The organism is Streptomyces sp. NPDC002676 (assembly GCF_053592455.1).
The window spans coordinates 36105-62339 of sequence record NZ_JBSFVT010000001.1 but is presented as its reverse complement, the minus strand read 5'-3'; the positions used below and the strand labels follow the sequence as shown (position 1 = coordinate 62339).

18 protein-coding genes and 1 pseudogene are annotated in these 26235 nt (G+C 72.6%); 12 read left to right on the top strand and 7 right to left on the bottom strand.

Annotated features, from left to right (window positions below):
• Positions 1–48: 48 nt before the first annotated feature.
• Positions 49–240 (top strand): hypothetical protein, encoded by a 192-nt coding sequence (locus ACWD3E_RS00230; protein ID WP_067001570.1) that lies wholly within the window; start codon positions 49–51, stop codon positions 238–240.
• Between the two features lie 112 nt (positions 241–352).
• Here the strand turns inward: ACWD3E_RS00230 and ACWD3E_RS00225 are convergent, their stop codons facing one another.
• From ACWD3E_RS00225 to ACWD3E_RS00210, 4 genes are all read right to left on the bottom strand, one after another.
• Positions 353–1243, bottom strand: a complete 891-nt coding sequence (locus ACWD3E_RS00225; RefSeq protein WP_451385296.1) for a hypothetical protein — start codon at positions 1241–1243, stop codon at positions 353–355.
• 306 nt (positions 1244–1549) lie between these two features.
• A complete protein-coding gene (gene prfB, locus ACWD3E_RS00220) occupies positions 1550–2656 on the bottom strand; it encodes a peptide chain release factor 2 (protein WP_451385295.1) in 1107 nt (368 codons plus the stop codon).
• A gap of 87 nt (positions 2657–2743) precedes the next feature.
• Positions 2744–3979 (bottom strand): serine/threonine-protein kinase, encoded by a 1236-nt coding sequence (locus ACWD3E_RS00215; RefSeq protein WP_451385294.1) that lies wholly within the window; start codon positions 3977–3979, stop codon positions 2744–2746.
• Positions 3980–4091: 112 nt separating this feature from the next.
• Complete coding sequence (locus ACWD3E_RS00210) at positions 4092–5741, bottom strand: serine/threonine-protein kinase (protein ID WP_451385293.1); 1650 nt, start codon at positions 5739–5741, stop codon at positions 4092–4094.
• Between the two features lie 296 nt (positions 5742–6037).
• On the opposite strand from ACWD3E_RS00210, the gene ACWD3E_RS00205 reads away from it, so the two are divergent.
• From ACWD3E_RS00205 to ACWD3E_RS00175, 7 genes and pseudogenes are all read left to right on the top strand, one after another.
• A complete protein-coding gene (locus tag ACWD3E_RS00205; RefSeq protein ID WP_451385292.1) occupies positions 6038–9400 on the top strand; it encodes an FtsK/SpoIIIE domain-containing protein in 3363 nt (1120 codons plus the stop codon).
• Between the two features lie 197 nt (positions 9401–9597).
• Complete coding sequence (locus ACWD3E_RS00200) at positions 9598–11013, top strand: ABC transporter substrate-binding protein (protein ID WP_451385291.1); 1416 nt, start codon at positions 9598–9600, stop codon at positions 11011–11013.
• A gap of 7 nt (positions 11014–11020) precedes the next feature.
• Complete coding sequence (locus tag ACWD3E_RS00195; protein ID WP_451385290.1) at positions 11021–12382, top strand: carbohydrate ABC transporter permease; 1362 nt, start codon at positions 11021–11023, stop codon at positions 12380–12382.
• Positions 12379–13296, top strand: a complete 918-nt coding sequence (locus ACWD3E_RS00190; RefSeq protein WP_451385289.1) for a carbohydrate ABC transporter permease — start codon at positions 12379–12381, stop codon at positions 13294–13296. The genes ACWD3E_RS00195 and ACWD3E_RS00190 overlap by 4 nt, the downstream gene beginning before the upstream one ends.
• Before the next feature lie 163 nt (positions 13297–13459).
• Positions 13460–15748 (top strand): bifunctional glycosyltransferase/CDP-glycerol:glycerophosphate glycerophosphotransferase, encoded by a 2289-nt coding sequence (locus ACWD3E_RS00185; RefSeq protein ID WP_451385288.1) that lies wholly within the window; start codon positions 13460–13462, stop codon positions 15746–15748.
• 161 nt (positions 15749–15909) lie between these two features.
• Positions 15910–16602, top strand: a pseudogene (locus tag ACWD3E_RS00180) (glycosyltransferase family 2 protein); the annotation flags it as partial.
• A gap of 15 nt (positions 16603–16617) precedes the next feature.
• The gene (locus ACWD3E_RS00175; protein ID WP_451385287.1) at positions 16618–18849 is read left to right on the top strand and encodes a bifunctional glycosyltransferase/CDP-glycerol:glycerophosphate glycerophosphotransferase; all 2232 of its coding nucleotides are present in this window, start codon (positions 16618–16620) and stop codon (positions 18847–18849) included.
• Here the strand turns inward: ACWD3E_RS00175 and ACWD3E_RS00170 are convergent.
• Positions 18839–19252: an organic hydroperoxide resistance protein gene (locus ACWD3E_RS00170; protein ID WP_451385286.1), complete on the bottom strand. Its 414-nt coding sequence runs from the start codon at positions 19250–19252 to the stop codon at positions 18839–18841. The two genes, ACWD3E_RS00175 and ACWD3E_RS00170, sit on opposite strands and share 11 nt — an antisense overlap.
• Positions 19253–19351: 99 nt before the next feature.
• Here ACWD3E_RS00170 and ACWD3E_RS00165 point away from each other — a divergent pair, with 99 nt between their 5' ends.
• On the top strand, positions 19352–19834 hold the full coding sequence (locus tag ACWD3E_RS00165; RefSeq protein ID WP_451385285.1) for a MarR family winged helix-turn-helix transcriptional regulator: 483 nt from the start codon (positions 19352–19354) through the stop codon (positions 19832–19834).
• Here ACWD3E_RS00165 and ACWD3E_RS00160 read toward each other — a convergent pair.
• Positions 19788–21332 (bottom strand): glycosyltransferase family 39 protein, encoded by a 1545-nt coding sequence (locus ACWD3E_RS00160; protein WP_451385284.1) that lies wholly within the window; start codon positions 21330–21332, stop codon positions 19788–19790. The two genes, ACWD3E_RS00165 and ACWD3E_RS00160, sit on opposite strands and share 47 nt — an antisense overlap.
• A gap of 111 nt (positions 21333–21443) precedes the next feature.
• On the opposite strand from ACWD3E_RS00160, the gene ACWD3E_RS00155 reads away from it, so the two are divergent.
• The 3 genes from ACWD3E_RS00155 (at position 21444) to galE (ending at position 25439) form a co-directional block, all read left to right on the top strand.
• Positions 21444–22697 (top strand): glycosyltransferase 87 family protein, encoded by a 1254-nt coding sequence (locus tag ACWD3E_RS00155; protein WP_451385283.1) that lies wholly within the window; start codon positions 21444–21446, stop codon positions 22695–22697.
• A gap of 44 nt (positions 22698–22741) precedes the next feature.
• On the top strand, positions 22742–24394 hold the full coding sequence (locus ACWD3E_RS00150; protein ID WP_451386462.1) for a glycosyltransferase family 2 protein: 1653 nt from the start codon (positions 22742–22744) through the stop codon (positions 24392–24394).
• A gap of 64 nt (positions 24395–24458) precedes the next feature.
• Entirely contained in the window at positions 24459–25439 is a 981-nt protein-coding gene (galE, locus tag ACWD3E_RS00145) for a UDP-glucose 4-epimerase GalE (protein ID WP_451385282.1), read from the top strand.
• Positions 25440–25499: 60 nt separating this feature from the next.
• On the opposite strand, the gene ACWD3E_RS00140 is transcribed toward galE, so the two are convergent.
• A complete protein-coding gene (locus tag ACWD3E_RS00140; protein ID WP_451385281.1) occupies positions 25500–26126 on the bottom strand; it encodes a TetR/AcrR family transcriptional regulator in 627 nt (208 codons plus the stop codon).
• Between the last annotated feature and the right edge of the window lie 109 nt (positions 26127–26235).

Below are 26235 nucleotides of genomic sequence, written 5' to 3'. Positions count from 1 at the left end.
CCTCGAAGCGTTGTTGTGTGTGATGGCCGGTGCAAGGAGGGCGAGCGCATGACGTACGACCGGTTGGTGTGCGCGAACTGCGCTGCGCCCGTGAGCGAGGGCCGGTGCCCTGTGTGCCGTGCGAACCGCGAGCGACTGCAGCAGGAGGGCTTCTTCGCGGGGCTGAACCCGATGGCGCTGATCGCGCTCCTGGCGGTGCTGATCGCCGCGGTGGCGCTGCTGGCGCACCAGACCGCCTAGAAGGGCCGGAAGGACTGCGAAGGGCCCGGAGCATGCAGCTCCGGGCCCTTCGACTTGGGTTGCGCGTACGCGGTGTGACCTTACGGCCACGACCGGTGCGCTCAGGCGGTCATCAGGCCGCCGCGCCGCCCCGGCCGTTCGCCAGACGCGGCAGGAAGCGGAAGCCGATGCCGCCGGCGATCATCGTCGCGGCACCGATGAGCAGGAACGCGGTCTGACCGGCACCGGTCTCGGCGAGCTTCTTGTCGCCACCCTGGGCCGAGGTGTCGGAACCCGTGTCGGTGAGGGCCGAGGAGCCCTCCTCCTGGGAGGCGTTGTTGTTGCCGCCGTCGGGGGTGGTGTGGTTCCCGCCGGTGCTGGAGCCGCCGCCGGTGGTGCCACCGGTGCTGGAACCGCCGCCGGTGCCGTTGCCGCCCGTGCTTCCGTGGCCTCCGCCGTTGCCGCCGGAGTTGCCGTTGCCACCGTTGCCGTTGCCACCGTTGCCGTTGCCACCGTCGGTGTTGCCCTGGGTGCCGCCCTCGGAGGTGCCCTGGGTCGTACCCTGGCTCGTCCCCTGGGTCGTGCCCTGAGTGTCGCCCTCGGTCGTCCCCTGGGTCGTGCCGACGGAGGTGCCCTGGGTGTTGCCCTCGGTCGTGCCGACGGACGTGCCTTGGGTGTTGCCCTCGGTGGTCCCGACGGACGTGCCCTGGGTGTTGCCCTCGGTGGTCCCGACGGACGTGCCCTGAGTGTTGCCCTCGGTCGTCCCGACGGACGTGCCCTGAGTGTTGCCCTCGGTCACACCCACGGTCGAGCCCTCGGTGTTGCCCTCGGTCACACCCACGGTGGCACCCTCGGTGGTGCCCGCGTCGTCACCGTCGCCGGTGCTCACGCCGATGTTGATCGGGCCCGCCTGGACATCGATGCCCGCGGCCGAAGCGGCTCCCGCGGCGGTCAGCGACGCACCGGCCGCGATCACGGCGCCGGCGGCTATCCGCGCGACCCGGATCCGCGTCTTCTTCGTCATGTGGTTGCTACCCCCAGTAGCTATTCGTCAATGAGGCGGTGCGTGGGGCCGGCCGTGATCGACGGAGGCAGCTGACGAAGCCGGAATTCATGTCCGTGTCATCTCGTTCCCCCGGTCCACATGCGCCCCAGAGACACGCATGCCACGCTTTACCCTTCCGATTTTTCAAAGCAACGTCAAGGCCGTTGCGTGCGCAATGTCCGCATGGGGTGGCGTTTACGGGGAGTTGAGACCTGTGAGTGTGATGTAAAACCCAGACAAATGACAACTGCCGCCACTCGGGCGGCAGTTGTCATGTCGACAAAGTTACTTCTCCTGCTGCTTGCGCCAGCGAATGCCGGCCTCCAGGAACCCGTCGATCTCACCGTTGAAAACGGACTCCGGGTTGCCCACTTCGTGCTCGGTGCGCAGGTCCTTGACCATCTGGTAGGGGTGCAGCACGTACGAACGCATCTGGTTGCCCCAGGAGTTTCCGCCGTCGCCCTTGAGGGCGTCCATCTTGGCCTGCTCCTCCTGGCGGCGCCGCTCCAGCAGCTTGGCCTGGAGGACGTTCATCGCGGTGGCCTTGTTCTGGATCTGCGACCGCTCGTTCTGGCAGGAGACCACGATGCCCGTGGGGAGGTGGGTGAGGCGCACCGCGGAGTCGGTGGTGTTCACGCCCTGACCGCCGGGACCGGAGGACCGGTACACGTCGACGCGCAGCTCGGACTCGTCGATCTCGATGTGGTCGGTCTGCTCGACGACGGGGAGCACCTCGACACCGGCGAAGGAGGTCTGGCGGCGCCCCTGGTTGTCGTAGGGCGAGATACGCACGAGGCGGTGGGTGCCCTGCTCCACGGAGAGGGTGCCGTAGGCGTACGGCGCCTGCACGGAGAAGGTGGTCGACTTGATGCCGGCCTCTTCCGCGTACGACGTCTCGATCAGCTCGGTCTTGTAGCCGCGCTGCTCGGCCCAGCGCAGGTACATGCGCTGAAGCTTCTCGGCGAAGTCGGCGGCGTCGACGCCACCGGCCTCGGCGCGGATGTTCACGAGCGCCTCGCGGGAGTCGTACTCACCGCTGAGGAGCGTCCGGACCTCCATCTCGTCCAGCGCCTTCTTCACGGCGGCCAGCTCGGACTCGGCCTCGGCGCGGGTGTCCGGGTCGTCCTCCTCCTCGGCCATCTCGAAGAGCACGGCGAGATCGTCGATCCGGCCGCGCAGCGCCTCCGCCTTCCTGACCTCGGCCTGGAGGTGGGAGAGCTTGCTGGTGATCTTCTGCGCTTCGTCCGGGTTGTCCCACAGGGACGGCGCCGCCGCCTGCTCCTCGAGCACGGCGACATCTGCCCTCATCGCATCGAGGTCCAGGACGGCCTCGATCGACTCCATGGTCGAGGAGAGGGACTTCAGCTCTTCGGATACATCGACGACTGCCACGCCTCCAGCGTAACGGCTCCGCCGGGCAGCGAGGGCCGGGTATGCCCCAGCTACCAGGGCGCCCAGGGGCGGCGCCCCCTGGGCGGGTCACGGGGTCGACGTGGTGTGGGTGTCCTGGGGTGGGTGGTCGTCGCCGCCGGACGAGGCCAGGTACGCGCCTACGGCCACTACCGCCGCCACGGCCACGCCGGCCACGCCGAGCGTCACCCTGCGGCGTCGTACCGCCACCCGGTGCCGGGCCGAGCCCGGGCGGGGGGCGCCGGCGGCTCGGGGGGCGCGGGCCGTTCCATGGGCGCCGCCGGCCAGCTCGTCCGCTCCCGGCACCCTCATCGACGTATGCGTGTCCCGGTTGGAGTCCGGCTTGGCTCCCGGCACCAGGGACACCGCGCCCCGCCGCCGTACCGGCTCGCCTTCGACGGGAGTCGACGGGGGCCGAACCTCCTCCGCCGTCTCCTCGGCGGGCTCCGCGTCCGGCTCGTCCACGTCCAGCGGCGGCATCCCGGCCAGCAGCGGCAGCTGCTCGCGCAGCCGGGCCGCCAGCTCCGAGGCGCGCAGCCGGGAGGCCGGGGCCTTGGCCAGGCACTGCACGAGCAGCTGCCACAGCTCCTCGGGGATGCCCGGCAGCGGTACGACGGTCTCGGTCACGTGACGGCGCAGCACCGCGCCCGGGTGGCCGCCGCCGAAGGGGGTGAAGCCCGCGAGCAGCTCGTACAGGACCGTCGCCAGGGCGTAGATGTCCACGGCGGCCCGCGGCGGCAGGCCCTCCACGATCTCCGGCGCCAGGTAGTCGGGCGTACCGATGATCTTCGTGGCGCGGGTCCGCTTCGGCGAGTCGATCAGCTTGGCCACGCCGAAGTCCGTCAGCAGCGCGGGGTGCGACCCGCCCGGCCCGAGCGGGCCGCGCATGTCCAGCAGCACGTTCTCGGGCTTGACGTCCCGGTGCACGACCCCGGCCGCGTGGGCCGCCGCCAGCCCGTCGGCGACGTCGGCGACGATCGCCACGGCCGCCTCGGGGGCGAGCCGCCGCTCGCGCTCCAGGCGGGTGCGCAGATCCGTCCCGCGCACCAGGTCCATGACCAGCGCGAGGTCGTTGCCGTCGACCACCAGGTCGCGCACCGACACGATGTGCGGGTGCTCCAGCCCGAGCAGCGCGGTGCGCTCCTGCACGAAGCGTCCGACGAGCTCCTGGTCGGAGGCGAGGTCCTCGCGCAGCAGCTTGATGGCGACGGGGCCGTCCGGTCCCTCGCCCAGCCACACCGTGCCGGCACTCCCCCGGCCGAGGATCTGGTTCGCGGTGTACCGGCTGCCGATATTCCGTGCCAAGACTGCTCCTACCAGACGCGTGTTGCCGCTAAAACTACGCGTCCGACGAGCCGGCCTTCACCACGGGGACCGAAATCACCCGCCAGATGTCGACAAGTCTCCAAGGCGGCGATCAGTTGCCGGAGCCGGCCCTGCCCAGTTCCTTCATCCAGTGGCCGACCTGCCCGGCGAAGTGGGTCACCTCGTGCCAGTAGCCCCGGCCCTGGCCGACCCACGTGTGCAGCGGGGTCAGCTCCCAGATCAGCCAGCTCGCCACCACCAGGATGACGATCGTGAACAGGCAGCCCTTGAGGCAGCCGAGCCCGGGGATCTTCATCGGGTTGGCGCTGCGCTGCCGCGGCGCCCGGGGCTCGGGCGCGGGCGCGGGCCGCTGCGGCGGGGCGTACTGCTGCGGCTGCTGCTGCGGGTAGCCGTAGCCGGCCGGCGCGTGCTGCTGTCCGCGCGGCTGCGGACGCTGCGGGCGCGCCTGCGGGGCCTGGCGGGGCTGCTGCTGGGGCCGGGCCACCTGCCGCTGGGGGCGGCGGCGCAGCGGGTCCTCGTCCGGGTCGAGGTACTGGATCTGCGTCTGCTCGTTGCGGTCCCGCGCGGCGCGCAGCTGGGTCTGCCAGGGGTGCGGCTGCTCGGGCTGCTGCCCCGGCTGCCCCGGCTGGCCCGGCCGGCCCTGGGGCAGGACGGCCGTCGGGTCCGCCGCGCCGGTGTGCGGCAGGACGGCGGTGGGGTCGGCGGCGCCGGCCGGGCCGCCGGTGTGCGGCAGCACGCTCGTCGCGGCGTTCGGGTCGTACTGGCGCGCGTTCGTCGGCAGTACCTGCGTGGGGTCGGCGGCGCCGGGCACGCCCGGTACGGCGGTCGGGGCCGGGTCGGGCGCGAGCAGCGCGCCCACGGCCTCGGCGGCGGCGATCTGGGCGGCGCTCGCGTGCACGCCGACGCCCTCGGCGACGACCCGCAGGCCGCGGGCGAGGTTCTCGGCGCTGGGCCGCTCGTCGGGGTTCTTGCGCAGGCAGCGCTCTATGACCGTCCACAGCGGGTCCGGGACGGTGGAGGGGCGGCGAGGCTCGGCGCTCAGGTGCTGGTGCAGCACTTCGAGGGCGGTGCTCCCGGCGAACGGCGGGTGGCCGGTGACCAGCTCGTACAGCAGGATGCCGGCGCCGTAGATGTCGACGGCGGAGGTCTGCGGACGGCCCTCGGCACCCTCCGGCGCGACGTACGCGGGCGTGCCGACGAACTCCTGGGTCCGGGTCAGGCCCGGGGAGTCGGCGAGGCGGGCGATGCCGAAGTCGGTCAGCAGCGGGTGCATCCGGCCGTCGTTCTGCGCGAGCAGGACGTTGGCGGGCTTCAGGTCGCGGTGGACGACGCCGTCGGCGTGGCTCGCGGCGAGGGCGTCGGCGATCTGCGCGGTCAGCAGCGCGGCGGCGACCGGCGTGAAGGGGCCGTTCTCGCGCAGGTAGCGGTGCAGGTCGGGGCCGTCGACGAGGTCCATGACCAGGGCCAGCAGATCACCCTCGACCACCAGGTCGCGGACCTGGACGATGTTCGGGTGGGTGAGGCGGAGCAGGACGGAGCGCTCGCGCAGGAAGCGCATCACGATGTCCGGGTCGCTCGCCAGCTCCTCCTTGAGGACCTTGATGGCGACCGTCTCGCCGGGCTGGCCGGGCACGGCCGCCTCGGCGCCCGCGGTCTCGCGCTGGCGGGCACGCCAGACGGTGCCTGTGGCGCCGCGTCCGAGCGGCTCCTCAAGCAGGTACTTGCTGCCGACTGGCCGCACGTCACGCGCTCCCTAGCTGCTTGCTTGCTGCTGCTTCCGACCCACTGTAGTGCCGCCCTTGCGGACGTACGTATGCGTTGGCGAACAGGTTCGAAGGAAAGACGCTCGACTTGGTCCAGAGGTTGCCGGGAGCGGACGTGACCGATCTCAAATGATCGCCGGTGCGGTACTGGTCAGGCATTTTTAGGGGCAGAGCCGACCAATCAAGATCACTTGTCACCGGGTCCCGGGCGAGTTGTCAGTGGCAGGTGCGAGGATGCCCCCAGTACTGGCCGACGTGCTCGTGTGGGGGTGGGATGCAGATCCGGCTGACCGTCGTAGACCCGCTGGGCCCGGCCGCGCAGCGGGGCCGTGCCGCGAGCCGCGACGTGCTGGTGACGGCGCCCGCGGGGACGGACCTGGCCGCGGTGGCGTCGGCGCTCGCCGCGGCGGTCACCGGAGAGAGCGGTGCGGGCCGCGAGCCCGGCGGCGCGCCGGTCGTGCTGTACGCCGGCACCGAGCGGCTGGACGCCCGCCGCAGCGCCCTCGGCGAGCCCCCGCTGGTCGACGGCGCCGTGCTGTCCCTGGGCGCCCCGGCGGCACCCGAACCGCATCCCGAACTGGACGACGCCCCGGCCCAGTTGCACGTGGTCGCGGGTCCGGACGCGGGCGGCGTCCATCTGCTCCACGGCGGCCGGATCACCGTGGGCCGCTCCGCCGACGCCGACGTCCCGCTGGACGACCCGGACGTCTCCCGGCTGCACTGCGCGGTCACGGTCGCCGCCGACGGCCGCGTCTCGGTGACCGACCTCGGCTCCACGAACGGCACGGCGCTCGACGGCAACCGCGTCGGTGAGCGGCCGGTGCGGTTCCCCGCGGGGGCGCTGCTGCGGATCGGCGAGTCGGCGTTGCGGGTCACTCCGTGCGCGGGGCCCGGGGCCCGGGTGCGGACGGTGGCGGACGGCGAGGGGTCCGTGCGGGTCGCTCCGCAGGGTCAGGGTGCCGGTGTGGATGCCGGTGTGTCGTCGGGCGCGGGTGGCCCTAATGGGGGCCTGGCGCCGTCGGCGGCTGCCGAGGGAGCCTCCGGGGTGGCCCCTCACGCGTACGGCACGGCTGACTGGGGTGTCCCGGGTGCGGGCGCCCATGAGCACGAGCGCGCGCCGGCGCACGTCGTACCGGGGCAGGCCGGAGCGCCGAGCATCGAGAGCCGGGGCGGGGACACCCATGGCGGACGCTTCGGAGTCACCGGCGGTCAGCTCCTGCCCGGCCCGTACGAGGACAGCGAACCCGGCACGCGCAGAACCGAAGCCCCCCAGGGCACCCGGCGGCGCGGCGGGCTCGGCGCGTGGGCACGGCGGCTGGCCGGCGGGCGTGCGGAGCAGACGGCGGCCGGGGCGGAGACCTACGGCGCCCCGGCGACGGGTGCGGACGAGGCCCCGGCGGCCGGTGTCCTCCAGCAGCCGGAGACCTGGCCGGACCCGGCCGCGGTGCTGCTGACGGCGCTGGGTCCCGGGCCCCGGCTGTGGGAGCGGGGAGCGGGGCACCCGGAGGCGCTCACCGTGCGGCTCGGCACGGCCGACCGGAGCGCACCCGACGGCTCGGGCGTGCTGCCCGCCGTGCCGGTGACCGCGGCGCTGCGCGAGGCGGGCGCACTGGGTCTGGCCGGTCCGCGCCCCCGGCTGTCCGGACTGGCCCGCGCGGTACTGGCCCAGCTCGCCGCGCTGCACTCCCCCGACCAGCTGGAGATCGTGCTGATCAGCGCCGACCGGGGCCGCCCGGTGGAGGAGCGGACGGCCGAGTGGTCCTGGCTGGGCTGGCTCCCGCACGTCCGTCCCGGCCACGGCCAGGACTGCCGCCTGCTGCTGGCCTACGACCGCGAACAGGCGGCGGCCCGCACGGAGGAACTGCTGCGCCGGATCGAGGACCACGCGGCCACGGGCAGGACCGCAGCCCACCCGACACCGCCGCGCGTCCCGGCACCGGAGGCGCACACCGACGCGTACCCCCACCCCGGCACGCCCTCCGCCCCCGCCCGTCGCCCCTCCTGGGCCAAGGACGAGCCCGGCCTGGACGGCCCCGCCGGATTCCTGGGCCCCTACACCGTCGTCATCGTGGACGGTGACCCCGGCGGAGCCTCCCTGCAGGAAGCCGTCGCGCGGCTGGCCGTTGCCGGGCCGCGGGCCGGGGTTCATGTGGTGTGCCTCGCCGAGACGGAACCCGTGTCGCCCGCCTCGCCGGTGGCGCGGACGTACGAGGCCGCGTGCGCGGTCACGCCCACCTTCCGGCACTGCGGGGCCGTCGCACTGCTCAGTGGGGACATAGCCACCGCGCTGCACCTGATGCGCGTCGCGCCGACCGGCCCGGTCGGCCACGGGACGCTCGCCGCGGTCGACGCCGTCTCCGTCGCCTGGGCGGAGCGGTTCGCGCGGGCGCTGGCGCCGCTGCGCCCGGACGGGCCCGTCGGCGTCGGTGAGCGGCACGCGCGCGTGGCGACGCCGCTGCCGCTGTCCGCGCGGCTGCTGGACGAGCTGGGGCTCGCCCGCGCCACCCCGGCCTCGCTGATGGCCCGCTGGGCGGACGCGGCCGACGACACGCAGTCGCTGGGCGGACGGGCGCGGGCCGTCCTCGGCGCCGGGCCGCGGGGTCCGGTCACCGCCGACCTGGTGGCCGACGGACCTCATCTACTGATCGAGGGGCCCACCGGCAGTGGCCGTACCGAGCTGCTGCGGGCCGTCGTGGCCTCGCTGGCCGCCGCCGAGCGGCCCGACCGGCTGGGCGTGGTCCTGATAGACGGCCGCGACGGCGTCGGCATGGGCGCCGGGCACGGCGACGGCCTGCGCGTGTGCACGGACATACCCCATGTGACGACCCACCTCATCGCCAACGACCCCGTGCGCATGCGGGAGTTCGCGCAGTCGCTGAGCGCCGAGCTGAAGCGGCGCGCGGAGCTGCTGGGCCGCACGGACTTCACGCAGTGGCACACGGGCCGCGAGGTGTCGGGCCGTATCGTCGCGCAGCGCGCCCACCAGCAGGGCGCGTCCGGCACCGGGGAGATAGAGGCGCCGCCCAGCTCCACGCTGCGGCTGCGGCCCGGCGCCGCCGCGCGGCAACGGGCCGAGGCGGCTCCGCCGTTGCCCCGGCTCGTGGTGGTCGTCGACGACCTCGACGCGCTGGTCTCGCCCGCGCTCGGCTCGCCGGGCCGGCCCGCCGCCGGGTCGGTGATGCGGGCGCTGGAGGCGGTCGCCCGGGAGGGTGAACGGCTCGGCGTGCACCTGGTCGCGGCGGCCGGGACGGGCGGCCGTACGGCGGAGACGGAACCGGCGCGCCGGGCCGCGCTGCGCATCACGCTGGACGCCCCCGCGTCCGGCCGTGCGGGCGCCGCGCTGTCCGAGGCGGGCCGGGAGGCCGGGGGCGAACCGGCGCCGGGGCGTGGGCGGCTGTCGTACGCGGACGGGCAGGGCATACCGTTCCAGGGCGGCCGGGTGACGGGCCGTATCCCACGCACGGCGACCCAGCGGCCCACGGTCGTCGCGCTGGAGTGGCAGCGCATGGGCGATCCGCCGACCCGGCGGCCCGTGCGCGAACTGGGCAACGGCCCCACCGACCTGGCCCTGCTGGCGAGCGCGGTGGAGCGGGCGGCCCGGGAGGTCTCCGCGGCGGAGGTCCCCTCGCTGCTGTAACCCGGCGTAACTCGAAGGAGTTCACCGGCGTAACTCGAAAGAGCACCCAAGAGCACGCATACACCCTCGGTCACGAGCCGGTCACGATCACCCTTTCGGCCCCGTAGGCGCTCTTGCCCCCGGCAAGCGGAGCGGCGTACACCGGACCGCACGGACAGCGCTCGGACGTTCAACGGAGAACGAAGAACGGGGCATTGATGCGTAGCAGGAGCAGCAACTCCATCCGAACCAACCGATCCCACCGATCTCACCGATCCAGCAGAGCCGTCACGACTTTCGCCGCGCTGCTCGCGGGGACGCTCGCGCTCACCGCCTGCTCCGGCAGCGACGACAAGAAGGACGACAACGGCGGCAAGAGCAGCACGCCCTCCGCGCCCGGCTCCACCCTCACCCTGCCGAAGCTGAACGGCGCGAGCCTGGAGGTCGCGGCCGTCTGGACCGGCACCGAGCAGGCGAACTTCAAGAAGGTCCTCGCGGAGTTCTCGAAGCGCACCGGCGCGAAGGTGACGTTCGTGCCCGCGCAGGATCCGATCATCAACTTCCTCGGTTCGAAGATCGCCGGCGGCCAGCCGCCGGACATCGCGATGCTGCCGCAGCCGGGCGCGATCAAGCAGGCCGTGCAGAACAAGTGGGCCAAGCCGCTCGGCCCGGACGCGCTCAAGGAGCTCCAGCAGAACTACTCGCAGGGCTGGCAGGACATCGGCAAGGTCGACGGCAAGCAGTACGGCGTCTACTACAAGGCCGCCAACAAGTCGCTGATCTGGTACAACGCCAAGGTCTTCGAGAACGCGGGCGCCAAGGAGCCCAAGACCTGGCAGGAGCTGCTGAAGACGGCCCAGAGCGTGTACGACTCCGGTGTCACCCCGTTCTCGGTGGGCGGCGCCGACGGCTGGACGCTGACGGACTGGTTCGAGAACGTCTATCTGTCCCAGGCCGGCCCGGAGAAGTACGACCAGCTCGCCCAGCACAAGATCAAGTGGACCGACCCCTCGGTGAAGCAGGCCCTCACCACCCTCGCCCAGATCTGGGGCAAGAAGGACTACGTGGCGGGCGGCGCGGACGGCGCCCTGCAGACCGAGTTCCCGGCATCGGTCACCCAGACCTTCACCGGCGGCGACCAGCCGAAGGCGGCGATGGTCTACGAGGGCGACTTCGTGCAGGTCAACATCGGCGACACCAAGGCCAAGGTGGGCACGGACGCGAAGGTGTTCCCGTTCCCGGCGGCCGGTACGACCGCGCCGGTGGTCTCCGGCGGTGATGCGGCCGTCATCCTGAAGGACTCCAAGGCGGCCCAGGCGCTGGCCACCTTCCTGGCCTCCCCGGACGCGGCGACCATCCAGGCCAAGCTCGGCGGCTATCTGTCCCCGAACAAGAACGTGCCGAACTCGGCCTACCCGAACGAGGTGCAGCGGACGATCGCCAAGTCGCTGATCGCGTCCGGCGACGACTTCCGCTTCGACATGTCCGACCAGGCGCCGCAGGCCTTCGGCGGCACCCCCGGCAAGGGCGAGTGGAAGGACCTCCAGGACTTCCTGAAGAACCCGAAGGACGTCGCCAGCACCCAGGCGAAGCTGGAGAAGGACGCGGCGGCGGCGTACGGGAACGCGGGCTGATCCGGTCATGACGTCGGCAGCGGCGGCCGGGGCCTCACCGGGCCCCGCCGCACACAAGAGTCAGAAGGGTCACAAGGGCCGCAAGAGCGTGACCGGCACGCGCCGGACGGTGGCAGCACTGTTCCTGCTGCCGGCCCTGGTGCTGCTCGGCGCGCTCGTGCTCTATCCGATCGGGTACTCGCTCTTCCGCAGCTTCTACAACGCCTCGGGCGACGGCTTCGCCGGGATCGACAACTACAAGGCGCTGTTCACCGACGACGGCATCCGCACGGCCCTGAAGAACAACATCGTCTGGGTGGTGTTCGCGCCCACCGTCTCCACCGCCCTCGGTCTGATCTTCGCGGTGCTGACCGAACGGGTGCGCTGGGGGACGGCGTTCAAGCTGGTCGTCTTCATGCCGATGGCGATCTCGATGCTGGCGGCCGGGATCATCTTCCGGCTGGTGTACGACCAGGACCCGGACAAGGGCGTCGCCAACGCGGTGTGGGTGGGCGTGCACGACACCTTCGCGCAGTCGTCGGCCTTCCCGAAGGCGCACCCGGGCCGGGAGTCGCCGCTCCGGCCGGACGGGGGCGGCTTCCTCACGCCGGCCCCGGTGCACACCGGGCAGACCGTGCTGCTCCCGCTCGTCGGGGTCGCGCCCGACCAGATGCCCGACAGCGCGAAGAAGGCCGTGGCCGCGAAGCCGGAGCCGGGGAAGATCACCGGCACCACCTGGCAGGACTTCACACGCGGCAAGGGGGTCGGCAAACTCGGCGCCCCCGACCCGTCCGAGCTGGGCTACTCCGGGATGAAGATCGAGGCGGTGAAGGACGGCAAGGTGGTGGCCACGGCGAAGGCCGCCGGTGACGGCACCTTCACGCTGCCCGCCAAGGCCGACGGGGCCCGGCTCCGGCTTCCGGCGAGCAACTTCAAGGAGCCGTACAACGGCGTCGACTGGCTCGGCCCGTCCCTCGTCACCCCGGCCATCATCGGGTCGTACGTGTGGATGTGGGCCGGCTTCGCGATGGTGCTGATCGCCGCCGGGCTCGCGGGTGTGCCCCGTGAGCTGCTGGAGGCGGCGCGGGTCGACGGGGCGAGCGAGTGGCAGGTGTTCCGCCGGATCACCGTGCCGCTGCTCGCGCCGGTCCTGGCGGTGGTCACCGTCACGCTGATGATCAACGTGCTGAAGGTCTTCGACCTCGTCTACATCATCGCGCCGGGCTCCTCCCAGGACGACGCGAACGTGCTGGCCCTGGAGCTGTACCGCAAGGGCTTCGCGGAGGGCCAGCCGGGCATCGCGAGCGCGATCGCGGTGTTCCTGCTGTTGCTGGTGATCCCGGTGATGCTTTTCAATGTTCGCCGGCTGAGGCGGGAGGTCAGGCGATGATGGCGACCGCCAGAAGCACCGGAAGCGTCAGCAAGGTCGGCCCGGTCCGGACGGTGCGGGCCCCGCGGTCCCTCGCCGCGCGCATCTCCGAGAGGCTGAGCGGCGGACTGGTCCGCGTCTTCCTCATCCTCGTCGGCCTGTTCTGGCTGGTGCCCACCATCGGTCTGCTGATCTCCTCGCTGCGCGCGCCCGAGGACATGAGCGCGAGCGGCTGGTGGAAGGTCTTCGCCCAGCCCTCCCAGCTCACCTTCCACAGCTACCGGAAGCTGCTGGAGAACAGCGACATCACCCACTCCCTGGTGAACACCGTGCTGATCACGGTCCCGGCGACCGTCCTGGTCGTCGTGATCGGCTCGCTCGCCGGTTACGCGTTCGCGTGGATGGAGTTCCCGGGCCGCGACTGGTGGTTCCTGGGCGTGGTCAGCCTGCTGGTGGTGCCCGTGCAGGTGGCGCTGATCCCGATCGCCGAACTGTTCGGAAAGATCGGCCTGTTCGGGACGATCTTCGGGGTGATCCTGTTCCACACCGGCTTCGGGCTGCCGTTCGCGGTGTTCCTGCTGCGGAACTTCTTCGCGGAGATCCCGCGCGAACTGCTGGAGGCGGCGCGCCTGGACGGCGCCGGTGAACTGCGCCTGTTCGCACGGGTGGTGATGCCGCTCGGCGGGCCCGCGATCGCGAGCCTCGGCATCTTCCAGTTCCTGTGGGTGTGGAACGACATGCTGGTCGCGCTGGTGTTCACCAAGTCGGGCACCCAGCCGATCACGGTCGCCCTGCAGACACAGGTACGGCAGTTCGGGAACAACATCGACGTGCTGGCGCCGGGCGCGTTCATCTCCATGGTCATCCCGCTGGTCGTGTTCTTCGCGTTCCAGCGGCAGTTCGTGTCCGGGGTGATGGCAGGCGCCGTGAAGTAGCGACAACCAGTAGCAAACCGGGCACGTTTGGAAGGGCGGGGATTCAACACCCCGCCCTTCCCCGTTCACTTCATGTCCCCCACTTGCCGTACGGGCCGTAACCAAGTCACTCCAACGGCCGTTCCCGGGCAGAACGTCCGCGTCGAGCGCCCTTGGATGTCCCTTGCCCAGGTTCAGTGTCATCGTCCCCGCGTACAAGGTCCAGGCGTACCTGTCCGAGTGCCTGGACTCGGTGCTCTCGCAGTCGTACACCGATCTCGAACTGATCGCCGTGGACGACTGCTCGCCGGACTCCTGTGGTGCGCTGATCGACGAGTACGCGGCCCGGGACGCGCGCGTGAAGCCCGTACACCTGCCGGAGAACCGTGGGCTGGGCGAGGCCCGCAACGCGGGCATGGCCGAGGCCACGGGCGACTACCTGGTCTTCCTGGACAGCGACGACACCCTCACCCCGGACGCGCTGCACGCGATCACCGACCGGATCAAGGAGACCGGCGAACCGGACGTCCTGGTCTACGATTTCGCCCGCACCTTCTGGAACGGCGAAGAGGTCCGCAACCAGTCCGCGGCCCCGCTCACCCAGCAGGGCCCCGCGCCCTTCCGCCTCGAGGACCGCCCCGGCCTGCTGCGCGTCCTGATGGTCGCCTGGAACAAGGCGTGCCGACGGGAGTTCGTCGAGGCCATGGGGCTCCGCTTCCCGCCGGGCTACTACGAGGACACCCCCTGGACCTACCCGGTCCTGATGGCGGCCGGGTCGATCGCGACGCTGGACCGGGTGTGCGTGCGCTACCGGCAGCGCCGGCGAGGGAACATCCTCGGCACCACCAGCCGCAAGCACTTCGACATCTTCGACCAGTACGACCGGGTGTTCGCGTTTCTCGCTGAGCGGCCCGAACTCGACCGGTGGCGGCCGGTGTTGTACGGCCGGATGGTCGACCACTTCTCGACGGTGTTCACCAAGCGCGACCGGCTGCCGCGCGGCACCCGCGCCGCGTTCCTGCGCCGGGCCCGCGCCCACTGCCGCCGCTACCGCGCCCCCGGCGCCTCCGTCCCCTCGCGCACCCGGCTGCGTCACACCCTGGTCCGGTTCGGCCTGCACCGCACCTACCGCGCCCTCCAGCTGGCGATGTCCGTCCGCCGACGCGCCCTCAGGTCCGCCGCCGGACTCACCCGGGCCCTGCGGGCGGGCGCCCTCCAGCTGCACTACCGGATCCAGCTGCGCCTCCCGCTGCGCACCGACCGCGCGGTCTTCGCCGCGTACTGGGGGCGCGGGCACAGCTGCAACCCGGGTGCGCTGGAGGCCGCGTTCCGCGCGCACGCCCCGCACGTCCGCACCGCCTGGATCGCCCTCCCCGAGCACCAGGCGGAGATCCCGCCGGGCCCGCACCGGCTGCGCCCCGGCACGGCCGCCTACTGGACGGCGCTGGCCCGCTCCAAGTACCTCGTCAACAACGTCAACTTCGACCGCAGACTGAAGAAGCGCCCCGGCCAGGTCTTCGTGCAGACCCAGCACGGCACCCCGCTCAAGCACATGGGCCTCGACCTCCAGGAACACCCCGCGGCGGCGCGGGACATGGACTTCGAGGAGCTGCTGCGGGGCGTCGACAAGTGGGACTACCTGCTGTCCGCCAACCGCCACACGACCCTGACCTGGGAGCGGGTCTACCCCGGCGACTACACCATGCTGGAGTACGGCTATCCGCGCAACGACGTCTTCCAGCAGGCGACTTCGGCCGACGTGGCGCGGGTGCGGGAGTCGCTCGGCATCCCGGCGGGCACGGTCGCCGTCCTCTACGCCCCCACCCACCGCGACTACCTCGGCAGCCGGCGCCCCACCCTGGACCTGGAGCGCGTCCTGCGCCGCCTGGGCCCGCGGTTCGTGATCCTGGCCCGCGCCCACTACTGGCAGGAGGGGCAGCCGGCGCAGCGCCCGACGGCCGAGGGCGCGCTTGCGGGGGGCGGCGGCCGGATCCTCGACGTCTCCGGCCATCCGAGCGTGGAGTCCCTCTGCCTGGCCTCGGACGTGCTGCTCACCGACTACTCGTCGATCATGTTCGACTACGCCAACCTGGACCGGCCGATCGTCGTGCACACCGAGGACCGGGACGCGTACGAGGCCACCCGGGGCACCTACTTCGACCTGCTCGCCTTCCCGCCGGGCGCGGTCGCCCGCACCGAGGACGAGCTGGTCGACATCTTCACCACCGGCCACTGGCGCGGCTCGCGCTCCGCTCAGCTGCGGGCGGCGTTCCGGGAGCGGTTCTGCCCGTACGACGACGGGCGCGCCGCCGAGCGGGTCGTACGACGGGTGGTGCTGGGCGAGACGGAGGGGCTGCCGCCGTTCACGCCGCTCGCCAAGCGGCACCCGGTGCCGTCGGCGGCTTCCGGACGCTCCCCGCTCGCTGCCTCTCCGCAGCCTTCCAGCCCCTCCCCCGCCACCGAGGGGCTCTGAACACCGTTGGTCATTCCGGGAGTTCCCATGCCCCTCGGCTCGACGCGGCCCACTCCGAGCCGACCGCCCACCTGGCGTCCAGCGGGTCGGCCCGGCCGCGTGTCCGGCCGCGTGTCCGGCCGCGTGTCCGGCCGCGTCCGCAAGACGACAGGAGGAGCAGAATGCCCCGCTTCAGCATCATCGTCCCGTCCCACGGGGTCGCCGGCCGGCTGTCCCAGGCGCTGGACTCGGTCCTCGCACAGTCCTTCGGAGACCTGGAGCTGATCCCGGTCTGCGACGCCCCCGACTCCCCGGCCGGCACGGTGGCCGCCGGATACGCGGGGCGGGACTCCCGGGTGACCCCGGTCGACTCACCGCCGTCCGCCGGTCTGAGCGGGGCGCGCAACGCCGGGATGCGGGTGGCGAGCGGCGCGTATCTGCTCTTCCTCGACGGCGACGACCTGCTGCTGCCGGGCGCGCTGGCGGCACTGGACACCCGGCTGACCGAGACCGCGGGCGTCGACGTGCTGTACGTCGAGCACGAGCGCGCCCCCTGGTGGGAAGGCGAGCCGACGAACCCGGCGGCGGCCCTGTTCGCCAAGGCCCCGGAGGGTGCTTTCACGCCCGACGATCTGCCCCGACTGACCGGTGTGCAGTTCCCGGCGTGGAGCGCGGTCTACCGCCGCGCCTTTCTCTCCGAGCACGAACTCACCTTCCCTGACGGCCACTTCACCGACCTCGGCTGGGGCGGGCTGACCACGATCGCCGCCCGGCGGATCGCGGTGCTGCGCCGGGTCGTCGTACGGCACCGGCTGCGCCGGCAGGGCAGCAGGCTCGACCTTCCGGGTCCGCACCAGCACGCTCTGCTGGACCAGAGGAGCTGACCCGCCGTGCCCCGCTTCAGTGTCATCGTGCCCTGCTTCAAGGTGCAGGGTTTTCTGCGCGAGTGCCTGGACTCGGTGCTGCTGCAGTCCTTCAACGACCTCGAACTGATCGCCGTGGACGACCGCTCCCCGGACGGCTGCGGCGCGATCCTCGACGAGTACGCCGAGCGCGACCCGCGCGTGCGGGTGCTGCACCTGCCGGAGAACGTGGGCCTGGGCCGGGCCCGCAACGCCGGGCTGCCGCACGCCTGCGGCGACTACCTGCTCTTCCTGGACAGCGACGACACCCTCACCCCGGGCGCGCTGCGCGCCATCGCCGACCGGCTGGACGAGGCCGGCGACCCGGACGTGCTGGTCTTCGACTACGCGCGCGCCTACTGGTGGGGCGGCATCCGCCGCAACGCGCTCGCCCACGTGCTCGCCGAGGCCGGCGTGGGCACCTTCACGGTCGGCGACCACCCGGAGATCCTCGACCTGCTGATGGTGGTCTGGAACAAGGTCTACCGGCGGGAGTTCGTCACGCTGGGCGGTTTCGAGTTCCCGCCCGGGTACTACGAGGACACTCCCTGGACCTTCCCGGTCCTGCTGAGCGCCGCGCAGATCGCCGCCCTGGACCGCATCTGCCTGAACTACCGGCAGCGCCGGCAGGGCAACATCCTGTCCACCACCAGCCGCAAGCACTTCGACATCCACGACCAGTACAAGCGGGTGTTCGCCTTCGTCGACCAGCGTGCGGAGCTGTGGCGCTGGCGGCCGTATCTGCACCGCAGGATGGGCGAGCACTGCCTGGACATCCTCGCCAAGCCGGACCGGCTGCCGCCCGCCGACAAGGCCGAGTTCTTCCGGCGTACGGCGGAGCTGTTCCGCAGCTACAAGCCGGAGGACGCCCTGGTCGACGGCAAGGTCGCCGCGCTGGAGGGCTCGTACACGGCGTACCGGGCGAGGCGGTGGGCCGCACGGGCCGGGCGGGAGGCCGCGCGGCGGGCGGAGCGGGCGCGCGAGGCTGCTGTGGCGCGGGCCGGCGGCGGCTGGGCGGCCGTACAGGCGCGGCGCCCGCTCGACCCGGACCTGGTGGTGTACTCGGCGTCCTCCCACCGGGGCGTGCTGGGCGACCCGGCGGCGATCTACCAGAAGGCACGGGAGCTGGCCCCGCGGCTGCGCGGGGTGTGGGTGGTGCGGGACGCGGAGACGGCCGAGCGGCTGCCGCCCGGCGTCGAGCACGTGATCGTGGGCTCCCGGCGGTATCTGGAGGTCACCGCGCGGGCGTCGTACTTCGTCAACGACGTCAACTGGCCCGGCACGCCGGCCAAGCGACCCGGCAGCGTGCACATCCACACCCACCAGGGCACCCCGCTCAAGTACCTGGGCGCCGACCTGCTGGACAAGCCCGGCGCCCGGCACCGCTTCGACGTGCCGCAGATGCTGCGCCGGGCCGACCGCTGGGACTACAGCCTGGTCGCCAACCGCCACTCCGAGCTGGTGTGGGAGCGGGCCTACCCGTGCCACTTCACCTCGGTGCGCACCGGCAGCCCGCGCAACGACGTGCTGGTCGCCCCGGACGAGCAGAACAGCACCGCCTTCCGGCTGCGCTACGGCATCCCGGAGGAGAGCACGGTCGTGCTGTACGCGCCGACCCGGCGGGACTACCGCCGGGACGGGCACGTGGACCGGATCGACCTGGCCCGGTTCGCGGCCGGCCTGGGCGAGGGCCACACCCTCGTGGTCCGGCTGCACCCCTCGCTCGCGGACGGTCCCGCGCGCGGCCTGGGCCTGGCGGAGCTGGACCGGCGCGGGATCGTGGTGGATGCGACGGACGAGCCGCACGTGCAGCAGGTGCTGCTCGCCGCCGACGCGCTGGTAACGGACTACTCGGCCGTGATGTTCGACTACGCCAACCTGGACCGGCCGATCGTGGTGCACGCCGACGACTGGGCCGCGTACCGCGCGAGCCGGGGCACCTACCTCGACATCACCGCCGAGGCTCCGGGCCATGTCTCCCGCTCCCAGCGGGAGTTGACGCGGCTGTTCGCCTCCGGTGCCTGGCGGGACGAGGAGTCGGCGCGGCGGCGGGCGGACTTCCGGGCCCGGTTCTGCGAGTTCGACGACGGCAGGGCCGCCGAACGGGTCGTCCGCACGCTGCTGCTGGGCGAGTCGATGCCGCAGGCGCCCAGGGCGCGGCTGCCGGGGCAGGTGACGGGGCAGGACTCCCGGCCGGTTACGCCGGGTGTTACTCGATGACGAGGTCGACCTCGATGTTGCCGCGGGTGGCGTTGGAATAGGGGCAGACCTGGTGGGCGGTCTCGACCAGCTTGCGGCCGGTCGCCTCGTCCACACCCTCGGGCAGCTCGATGCGCAGCGTCACCTTGAGGCCGAAGCCCTCGCCCTGCTTGCCGATGCCGACCTCGGCGGTGACGGCGGCGTCGCTGACGTCCACCTTCGCCTGGCGGCCGACGAGGCCGAGGGCGCTGCCGAAACAGGCGGCGTAACCGGCGGCGAAGAGCTGCTCCGGGTTGGTGCCCTGGCCGTTGCCGCCCAGTTCCACCGGCATGGCCAGGGCGAGGTCGATCTTGCCGTCGGAGGAGACGGCACGGCCCTCGCGGCCGTGGGTGGCGGTGGCGACGGCGGTGTAGAGCGCGTCCATGGAAACCATTCCTCTCGGGTGGGGTTCGCTGTGACCACAAGTAGAGCACACAATTAAGTTGTGCACAACTAAATGGCTCGCAAGAGCTACCCTGGATCCATGACCGCCACCCAGACCCCCGTCGGCTCCGAAGCGGACTGGCTCCGCCTGGACCGCCAGATCTGCTTCTCCCTGCACGCCGCGTCCCGCGCCTTCAACGGCGTCTACCGCGTGATCCTCAAGGACCTCGGGCTCACCTACCCGCAGTACCTGGTGATGCTGGTGCTGTGGGAGCAGGGCGAGCTGCCGGTCAAGAAGCTCGGCGAGCATCTGCGGCTCGACTCCGGCACGCTGTCCCCGCTGGTCAAGCGGCTGGAGGGGGCCGGTCTGGTACGGCGGGAGCGCAGCGCGCAGGACGAGCGGTCGGTGCGCGTGCTGCTCACCGAGGAAGGCGCGGCCCTGCGCGAGCGCGCCCTGCAGGTGCCGCGCCGCATCGCGGGGGCGACCGGCTTCGACCTGGCGGAGATCGCCGAACTGCGCGAACGCCTGGACCGGCTCACCGCCGCGCTGGACTCGGCGGCCCTGGAGGAGACCCAGGCCTGACCCCGGTCCGGCGGACGTAGAGCAGTACGGCCACCCCGTCCTGCACGGACTCCCGGACGGGCATGAACTCCCTTTCGAGCAAGTCGAGTTTGACCCGCTCGACGGGATTCCGCGTGGCCCAGCGCCCGGCGAGCAGCCCCCGGTCGGCGAGCACCCACACCCGATCGGGCGCAGCCAGCCGCCGCTGCAACACGGACGCCTCCACCTCCCGCCCGCACAACGTCCCGGACGGGCCGGCCCCCTCCGCCAGCGCAAGGTCCCACGCCGCCCGGAAGGACCCCGGGTAGGCCAGGGCCACGTTCCGGGTGCAGGCGGGGAGAAACAGCACGGGGACCCCGGGCCCCAGCTCCCGGGCGGCGACTCGGGAGACGGCGGCGATGTCGTCGGGACGGTGCGCGGGGTCGCGGTCGGTGCGCAGGAGGGGGAACTGGTGGAGCAGGGAGAGGGCGACGGCGAGGACACCGGCGAGGGTGAGCAACGGGGACGGCAGCAGGGGGCGCCTTCTCGACGTGCCGTGGCGGCCCACGGCCCCAGCCAACCTCTCAGCCCCCGCGGCGACCAGCAACGGAGCCCCACCCAACGCGTACAGCACATACCGGTCGACGTACAACGGCGAAACCTGCGACACCAGCATCAACGCACCCGGCGGGACCACCACCAACGGCAGACAAACCCCCGCACAGCTGACCTCACCCCGCCGCCCCACCACCCCCACCAGCCCCACCACAGCCAGCCCGAGGCACGCCCAGTACACCGCGTTCGTCGGCCCGAAAAACGTCCGCAGCAACCCCTGCGCCGTCTCCCCCGTCGGCGCCCGCAACCACGCCACCTGCGCCGACTGAGCCCGCGACACAAGAACCATCGGCACCAGCGAGCACCCGGCCGCCCCCGCCGCACACCCCCACCCCCGCCACACCGGCACCCCCACCCGGGCCAGCGCCAGCGACACCGCGTGGGCAAGCAGCAGCAGGACCGCGAACTCGTGCAGCCAGCAGGTGAGTCCGAGAAGCGCACCGTACGCCCACCACGACCGGCCGCCCCTGCCGACCGCGCGGACGAACAGCAGCGTCGCCCCCGTGGCACCGGCCGCGACCAGGGCGTAGGAGCGGCCCTCCTGGGCGTAGTGGCCGGCCATCGGCGAGCCCGCGTACAGCAGTCCGGCCCACAGCCCGGCGCGCGGCCGGAGCAGCCGGGCGCCGAGCGCGGCCACCAGGCCCGCGGTCAGGGCCGCCGCGCACACGGAGGGCAGCCGCAGAACGACCTCGCAGGGGTGGACGGCAAGGACGGCGTGCATGAGCAGGTAGTACAGGCCGTGCACCGCGTCCACGCCGTGCAGCAGCAGCCAGATCTGCGGCACCGTACGGCCCGCGACCTGGAACGTGACGGCCTCGTCGCGCCACATCCCGCCCCGGTCGAGCCCCCAGAGCCCGAGCACGGACATCACCAGCGCGGGCACCCCGACGGCGACGCCCCACCGGACCCGCGACCGCGGTTTCACAGGTAACCCGACGTTCACAACATCCCGATCTGTTCCGATTAGCCGACCTTCGGCTGTCATGACGGCGTATCTGCATGGATATACCATCAGCGCCGCTTAGGCTCTCACGCGATGAAACGCCGCCCCCACGTCCTCGTCACCCTCTGGCTCGCCACCCGCGCCCTGATGCTGTGGGTGCTCACCCACGACAACGTCCCGCCGCTGGGCGGGGGTTCGGTGAGCCGTGAGGTGCGGGGGCTCTACTTCCACTGGTACGGCGTCCTCGCCCACGGCTCGTTCCCGGCGCACGACACGCTGTGGCAGTACCCGCCGGGCGCGGGCGCGGTGCTGCTGGCGCCGGGCCTGGTGCCGGGGCTGACGTACTTTCAGGCGTTCGTGGCGCTGACGCTGGCCGCGGACGCGCTGATCGTGGCGGCGCTGATCCGCGCGGGGAGGCGTCCCGGGCGGTGCCTGCTCGGCGCCGCGGTGTGGACGGGCGGCCTGCCGCTGCTGCTGCATCTGCCGCTCGCGCGGTACGACGTGCAGGTCACGGCGTACGCCGTCCTCGCCCTGTTGACGTTGGCGCGCTCCCCGCGCGCGGGCGGTGTGCTCGGGGCGCTGGGCGCTCTGGTGAAGGTGTGGCCGGGCCTGGTGCTGCTGGGCACGCCCCGGGGACGTACGACCCGCACGGCGTGGACGTGGGCGACGGCGGCCGGGGCGGCCTCGCTGGCGCTCTGCGCGCTGTCGTTCAGCAATCCGCTGGTCTTCCTGCGGCAGCAGGGCGGCCGGGGCGTGCAGATCGAGTCGCTCGGCGGTACGGCGCTCAACCTGGCGCGGCTCGTCGGCTGGCCGGGCCGGGTCCGCTACCAGTACGGCGCGATGGAGCTGGTCGGCCCGTGCGTGCGCGGCGTGGCCACCGCGTCCCTCGCCCTGACGGCGGCGGTGTTCGCGCTGCTGGTGCTGTGGCGGGTGCGGGCGCGGCACTGGAGCGCGGCGACGCCGTACGACGCGGCGCTGAGCGCGGTGCTGCTGCTCACGGTCACCAGCCGGGTCATCAGCCCCCAGTACCTGGTCTGGCTGCTCGGCCTGGCCGCCGTGTGCCTGACCTCGCGGCACACCAGCCAGCGCCCGGTGGCGGTGCTGGTCCTGGCGGCGACCGCGCTGAGCACCGTGGCCTATCCGCTGCTCTACCACGAGGTGATCGCCGGCACCTGGACCGGCTGCCTGCTGATGCTGGCCCGCAACGGGCTGCTGACGGGCGCCGCCGTGCTGTCCTTCGTCCGGCTGTGGCGAGCCGCGCGCCCGCCGGCTGTGAAGACTGCGCGCGGGTTGGAACCCCGGCCGGATTCCGACCGTCTTCCGGGCCGAGCGCTAAGCGTCTCTTAACGAGGCATTACCGAGTGTTTCTACGCTCCCGGCCCGTGGACCCCATGCATCCAGAACCGCCAGCCCCATCAACACCGCCAGACCCGCAAGCACCGCCAGACCCGCAGAAGACGCGGCCCAAGGTCGCGGTCGTCGTCATCGGCTACAACGACGTCGCCCATGTGGGCGATGCCGTGCGCTCGGCGCTGGCCCAGGGGCCCGCCGTCGCCGAGGTCGTCGCCGTGGACGACTGCTCCACGGACGGCAGCGCCGAGCTGCTCGACCGGCTGGCCGCGGCGGAGCCCCGGCTGCGGGTGGTGCGCCGGAGCGTGAACAGCGGCGGCTGCGGCAGCCCGCGCAACACCGGCATCGACGCGGTGACGGCGCCGTACGTGATGTTCCTGGACAGCGACGACGTGCTGCCGCCGGGCGCGGTGGACGCGCTGCTGACGGCGGCCACGGGGACGCACGCCGAGGTGGCGAGCGGCCTGTGCGTGCGCCGGGAGCTGCCCTCGGGGCGTGAACAGCCCTGGCAGGAGGCTCTTTACGCGGCGCACACCGTCATCGCGCGCCCCTCCGAGCGCCCCCGGCTGGTCCACGACACGCTGTGCGTCAACAAGCTGTACCGCACGGACTTCCTGCGCGAACACGGCATCCGCTTCCCCGAAGGCCGCGTCCACTACGAGGACGTCGTCTTCACCGCGCGCGTGCTGGCCGCCGGTCCGCGCATCACACTCGTACCGGACCGGGTGTACGTGTGGCACGTGCGCCGGTCGGCGCAGCAGCTGTCGATCTCCCTGGACCGGGGGCACATCGACAACTGGAAGGCGCGCACGGAGGCGTGCGCGCTGGCGTACGAGACCCTGCTGGGTGCCGGGCAGACGGAGCTGGCGCGGGCGGCGCGGGCCAAGTTCCTCGAACACGAGGTGCGCATGTACACGCGTGAGCTGGGGCTGCGCGACGCGCACTACCGGCGCGCGTGGTGGACGCACACCCGTGAGTACCTCGCGCGCTACGAGGCCGCCGACTGGGACGTCAACCCGGCGGCGCCGGGCCAGCTCCTCGCGCGGGTGATTCTGGCGTCCCCGGAGCCGCGCGACCTGCCCCGCCTGAAGGACCTCGCGTCCCGCCCGGCACGCCTGTTGCCGCCCTACGCGCACACCCCCGACGACACGCCCGTCTGGTCGCCGGACCTCCCCCAGGTCACCCTCGCCCCCCTCCTCACCCGCCCCGCCCGGGCCCTCCCGCTCGCGGTGGACGCTGAACTGCGCATCCCGCGCGCGCGTGCCGCGCTGCTGCGTCTGCGGCTGCACGAGCTGTACGGCAGGGTGGCCGAGGCCGGCCCGCGCGAGGTGGACGTGGAGTGGTACTCCCGGGAGGACGGCCGTACGGCCCGGCGCACGACCACCGCGCTCACGCCCTCCGGCGCGGACGTCTGGTCGGCCGAAGTGCCCGTCGATCTCTCGTCGCTCGGGGCGGGAACCTGGGACCTGCGGCTGACCGTTCACTTCTCGGACGGCGCGCACCGCGACGTCACCGCACACGCCCTGGCCGGCGCCGGCCGCCTGGGCCGGCGGATCGTGCCGAGCGCCCGGCACGGCGTGCTGCTGGTGCAGCCGTACGCCACGCACTCCGGCGCGCTCGCAGTGCGTGTGGCGACGGGGCTGGGGGGAGCCATGAAGATTGCCCGCAGCCGCCTTCGCCGCCTGCTTCACTGAGCCACACTGACCGACACGGATCCACCGAGGCCCACAGGCCCATCAACGAGGGGACGGCCGGCACATGACCTGGCTGATCACCGGCGGCGCCGGATACATCGGAGCGCATGTCGTCCGGGCGATGACCGAAGCGGGCGAGCGCACGGTGGTCTACGACGACCTGTCCTCGGGCATCGCCGAGCGAGTGCCGCAGGAGGTCCCGCTGGTGCGCGGCTCGATCCTCGACGCGGAGCTTGTGGCCCGCACCCTCGCCGAACACGAGGTCACGGGCGTCGTCCACCTGGCTGCGAAGAAGCAGGTGGGCGAGTCGATGGACCGCCCGCTGCTCTACTACCGGGAGAACGTGGAGGGCCTGCGCGTCCTCCTGAACGCGGTGACGGAGGCCCAGGTCCCCTCGTTCCTCTTCTCCTCCTCGGCCGCCGTCTACGGCATGCCGGACGTGGACCTCGTGACGGAGGAGACCCCCTGCGCGCCCCTGTCGCCCTACGGCGAGACGAAGCTGGCCGGCGAATGGCTGGTCCGTGCGACGGGCAGGGCGACAGGCCTCGCCACCGCCTCCCTCCGCTACTTCAACGTGGCGGGCGCGGCCACGCCCGAACTCGCCGACACGGGCGTCTTCAACCTGATCCCGATGGCCTTCGAAAAGCTGACCGAAGGCGCCCCGCCGCGCATCTTCGGCGACGACTACCCCACCCCTGACGGCACCTGCGTCCGCGACTACATCCACGTGGTCGACCTGGCCGAGGCCCACGTCACCGTCGCCCGCGCCCTGCGCGCCGCCCCCGACCGCGACCTCACCCTCAACATCGGCCGCGGGGAAGGCGTCTCGGTCCGCGAGATGATCGACCGCATCAACGCGGTCACCGGCTACGACCGCCCGCCCACGGTCACCCCCCGCCGCCCCGGCGACCCGGCCCGCGTGGTCGCCGCGGCCGACCGCATCGCCACAGAACTGGGCTGGCAGGCCAAGTACGACATCCAGGACATGATCACCTCAGCCTGGGACGGCTGGACCCGCCTCCACCCGGAGGCAGCCCGCTCGTAGGTTCCGCCCAGAGCCGCACCAACAACACCGGGCACCCTCACAGCGCGCAGCCGAGGCCCCTCACAGGGCCTTGAGTGCCCCCGCCGTGGCCCGGGCCAGCTTCTCCAGGTAGCCCTTCGGGGGCTTCGGGGAGCGGATGACCACTGCGCGCCAGTACAGGGGGCCGGAGATCAGGTCCAGGGCGAGGTCGGGGTCGATGCCCGGGCGCAGCTCGCCGCGTTGCTCCGCCGCTGCGACGATCTTGCTGGCCACGCCCTCCTGGCCGTCCCGCAGGGCCCGCTGGAAGGCCTCCGCGATGTCGGGGTTGCGGGCCGCCTCGGCCTGGAGGTCGGGGATGATCTGCGAGGCGACCGGGTGGCGCAGGGCGCGGGAGGAGACCTCGTAGAGCAGGCGCAGGTCGCCCTCCAGGGTGCCCGTGTCCGGGACCGGCAGGCCGAGCACGGCCATCGCCGAGACGACGTCCAGGACCAGGTGCAGCTTGGAGCGCCAGCGCCGGTACACCGCCGTCTTGCCTACGCCCGCCCGGCGCGCGATCCCCTCGATGGACATGCGTGCGTACCCGACGGCCGCCAGCTCCTCGAAGACCGCCGCCCGGATGGCCTCGGTCACGTCCTCCCGGAGCACGGCGGCCCCGGCGGGGGCGCGGCGGCGCGGACGCGTCTGGGGCTCGTCGGCGTTCGTCGTCATGCCGACCAGCATAGGGCGTTACGACGAAACGGTTGCGTTCCGACGTCCGATGGGCCTAGTCTCGCGTTGCGTCGATACGGTCCCGTCCCGACGTAAGAGAACGTGAAGA

Bases quoted from the DNA above. Each gene is read 5' to 3' on its own strand.
- ACWD3E_RS00225 (WP_451385296.1), bottom strand. From the start codon at position 1,243: ATGACGAAGAAGACGCGGATCCGGGTCGCGCGGATAGCCGCCGGCGCC.
- ACWD3E_RS00230 (WP_067001570.1), top strand. From the start codon at position 49: ATGACGTACGACCGGTTGGTGTGCGCGAACTGCGCTGCGCCCGTGAGC.
- ACWD3E_RS00155 (WP_451385283.1), top strand. From the start codon at position 21,444: ATGAAACGCCGCCCCCACGTCCTCGTCACCCTCTGGCTCGCCACCCGC.
- ACWD3E_RS00200 (WP_451385291.1), top strand. From the start codon at position 9,598: ATGCGTAGCAGGAGCAGCAACTCCATCCGAACCAACCGATCCCACCGA.
- ACWD3E_RS00170 (WP_451385286.1), bottom strand. From the start codon at position 19,252: ATGGACGCGCTCTACACCGCCGTCGCCACCGCCACCCACGGCCGCGAG.
- ACWD3E_RS00190 (WP_451385289.1), top strand. From the start codon at position 12,379: ATGATGGCGACCGCCAGAAGCACCGGAAGCGTCAGCAAGGTCGGCCCG.
- galE (WP_451385282.1), top strand. From the start codon at position 24,459: ATGACCTGGCTGATCACCGGCGGCGCCGGATACATCGGAGCGCATGTC.
- ACWD3E_RS00140 (WP_451385281.1), bottom strand. From the start codon at position 26,126: ATGACGACGAACGCCGACGAGCCCCAGACGCGTCCGCGCCGCCGCGCC.
- ACWD3E_RS00165 (WP_451385285.1), top strand. From the start codon at position 19,352: ATGACCGCCACCCAGACCCCCGTCGGCTCCGAAGCGGACTGGCTCCGC.
- ACWD3E_RS00205 (WP_451385292.1), top strand. From the start codon at position 6,038: ATGCAGATCCGGCTGACCGTCGTAGACCCGCTGGGCCCGGCCGCGCAG.
- ACWD3E_RS00150 (WP_451386462.1), top strand. From the start codon at position 22,742: ATGCATCCAGAACCGCCAGCCCCATCAACACCGCCAGACCCGCAAGCA.
- ACWD3E_RS00195 (WP_451385290.1), top strand. From the start codon at position 11,021: ATGACGTCGGCAGCGGCGGCCGGGGCCTCACCGGGCCCCGCCGCACAC.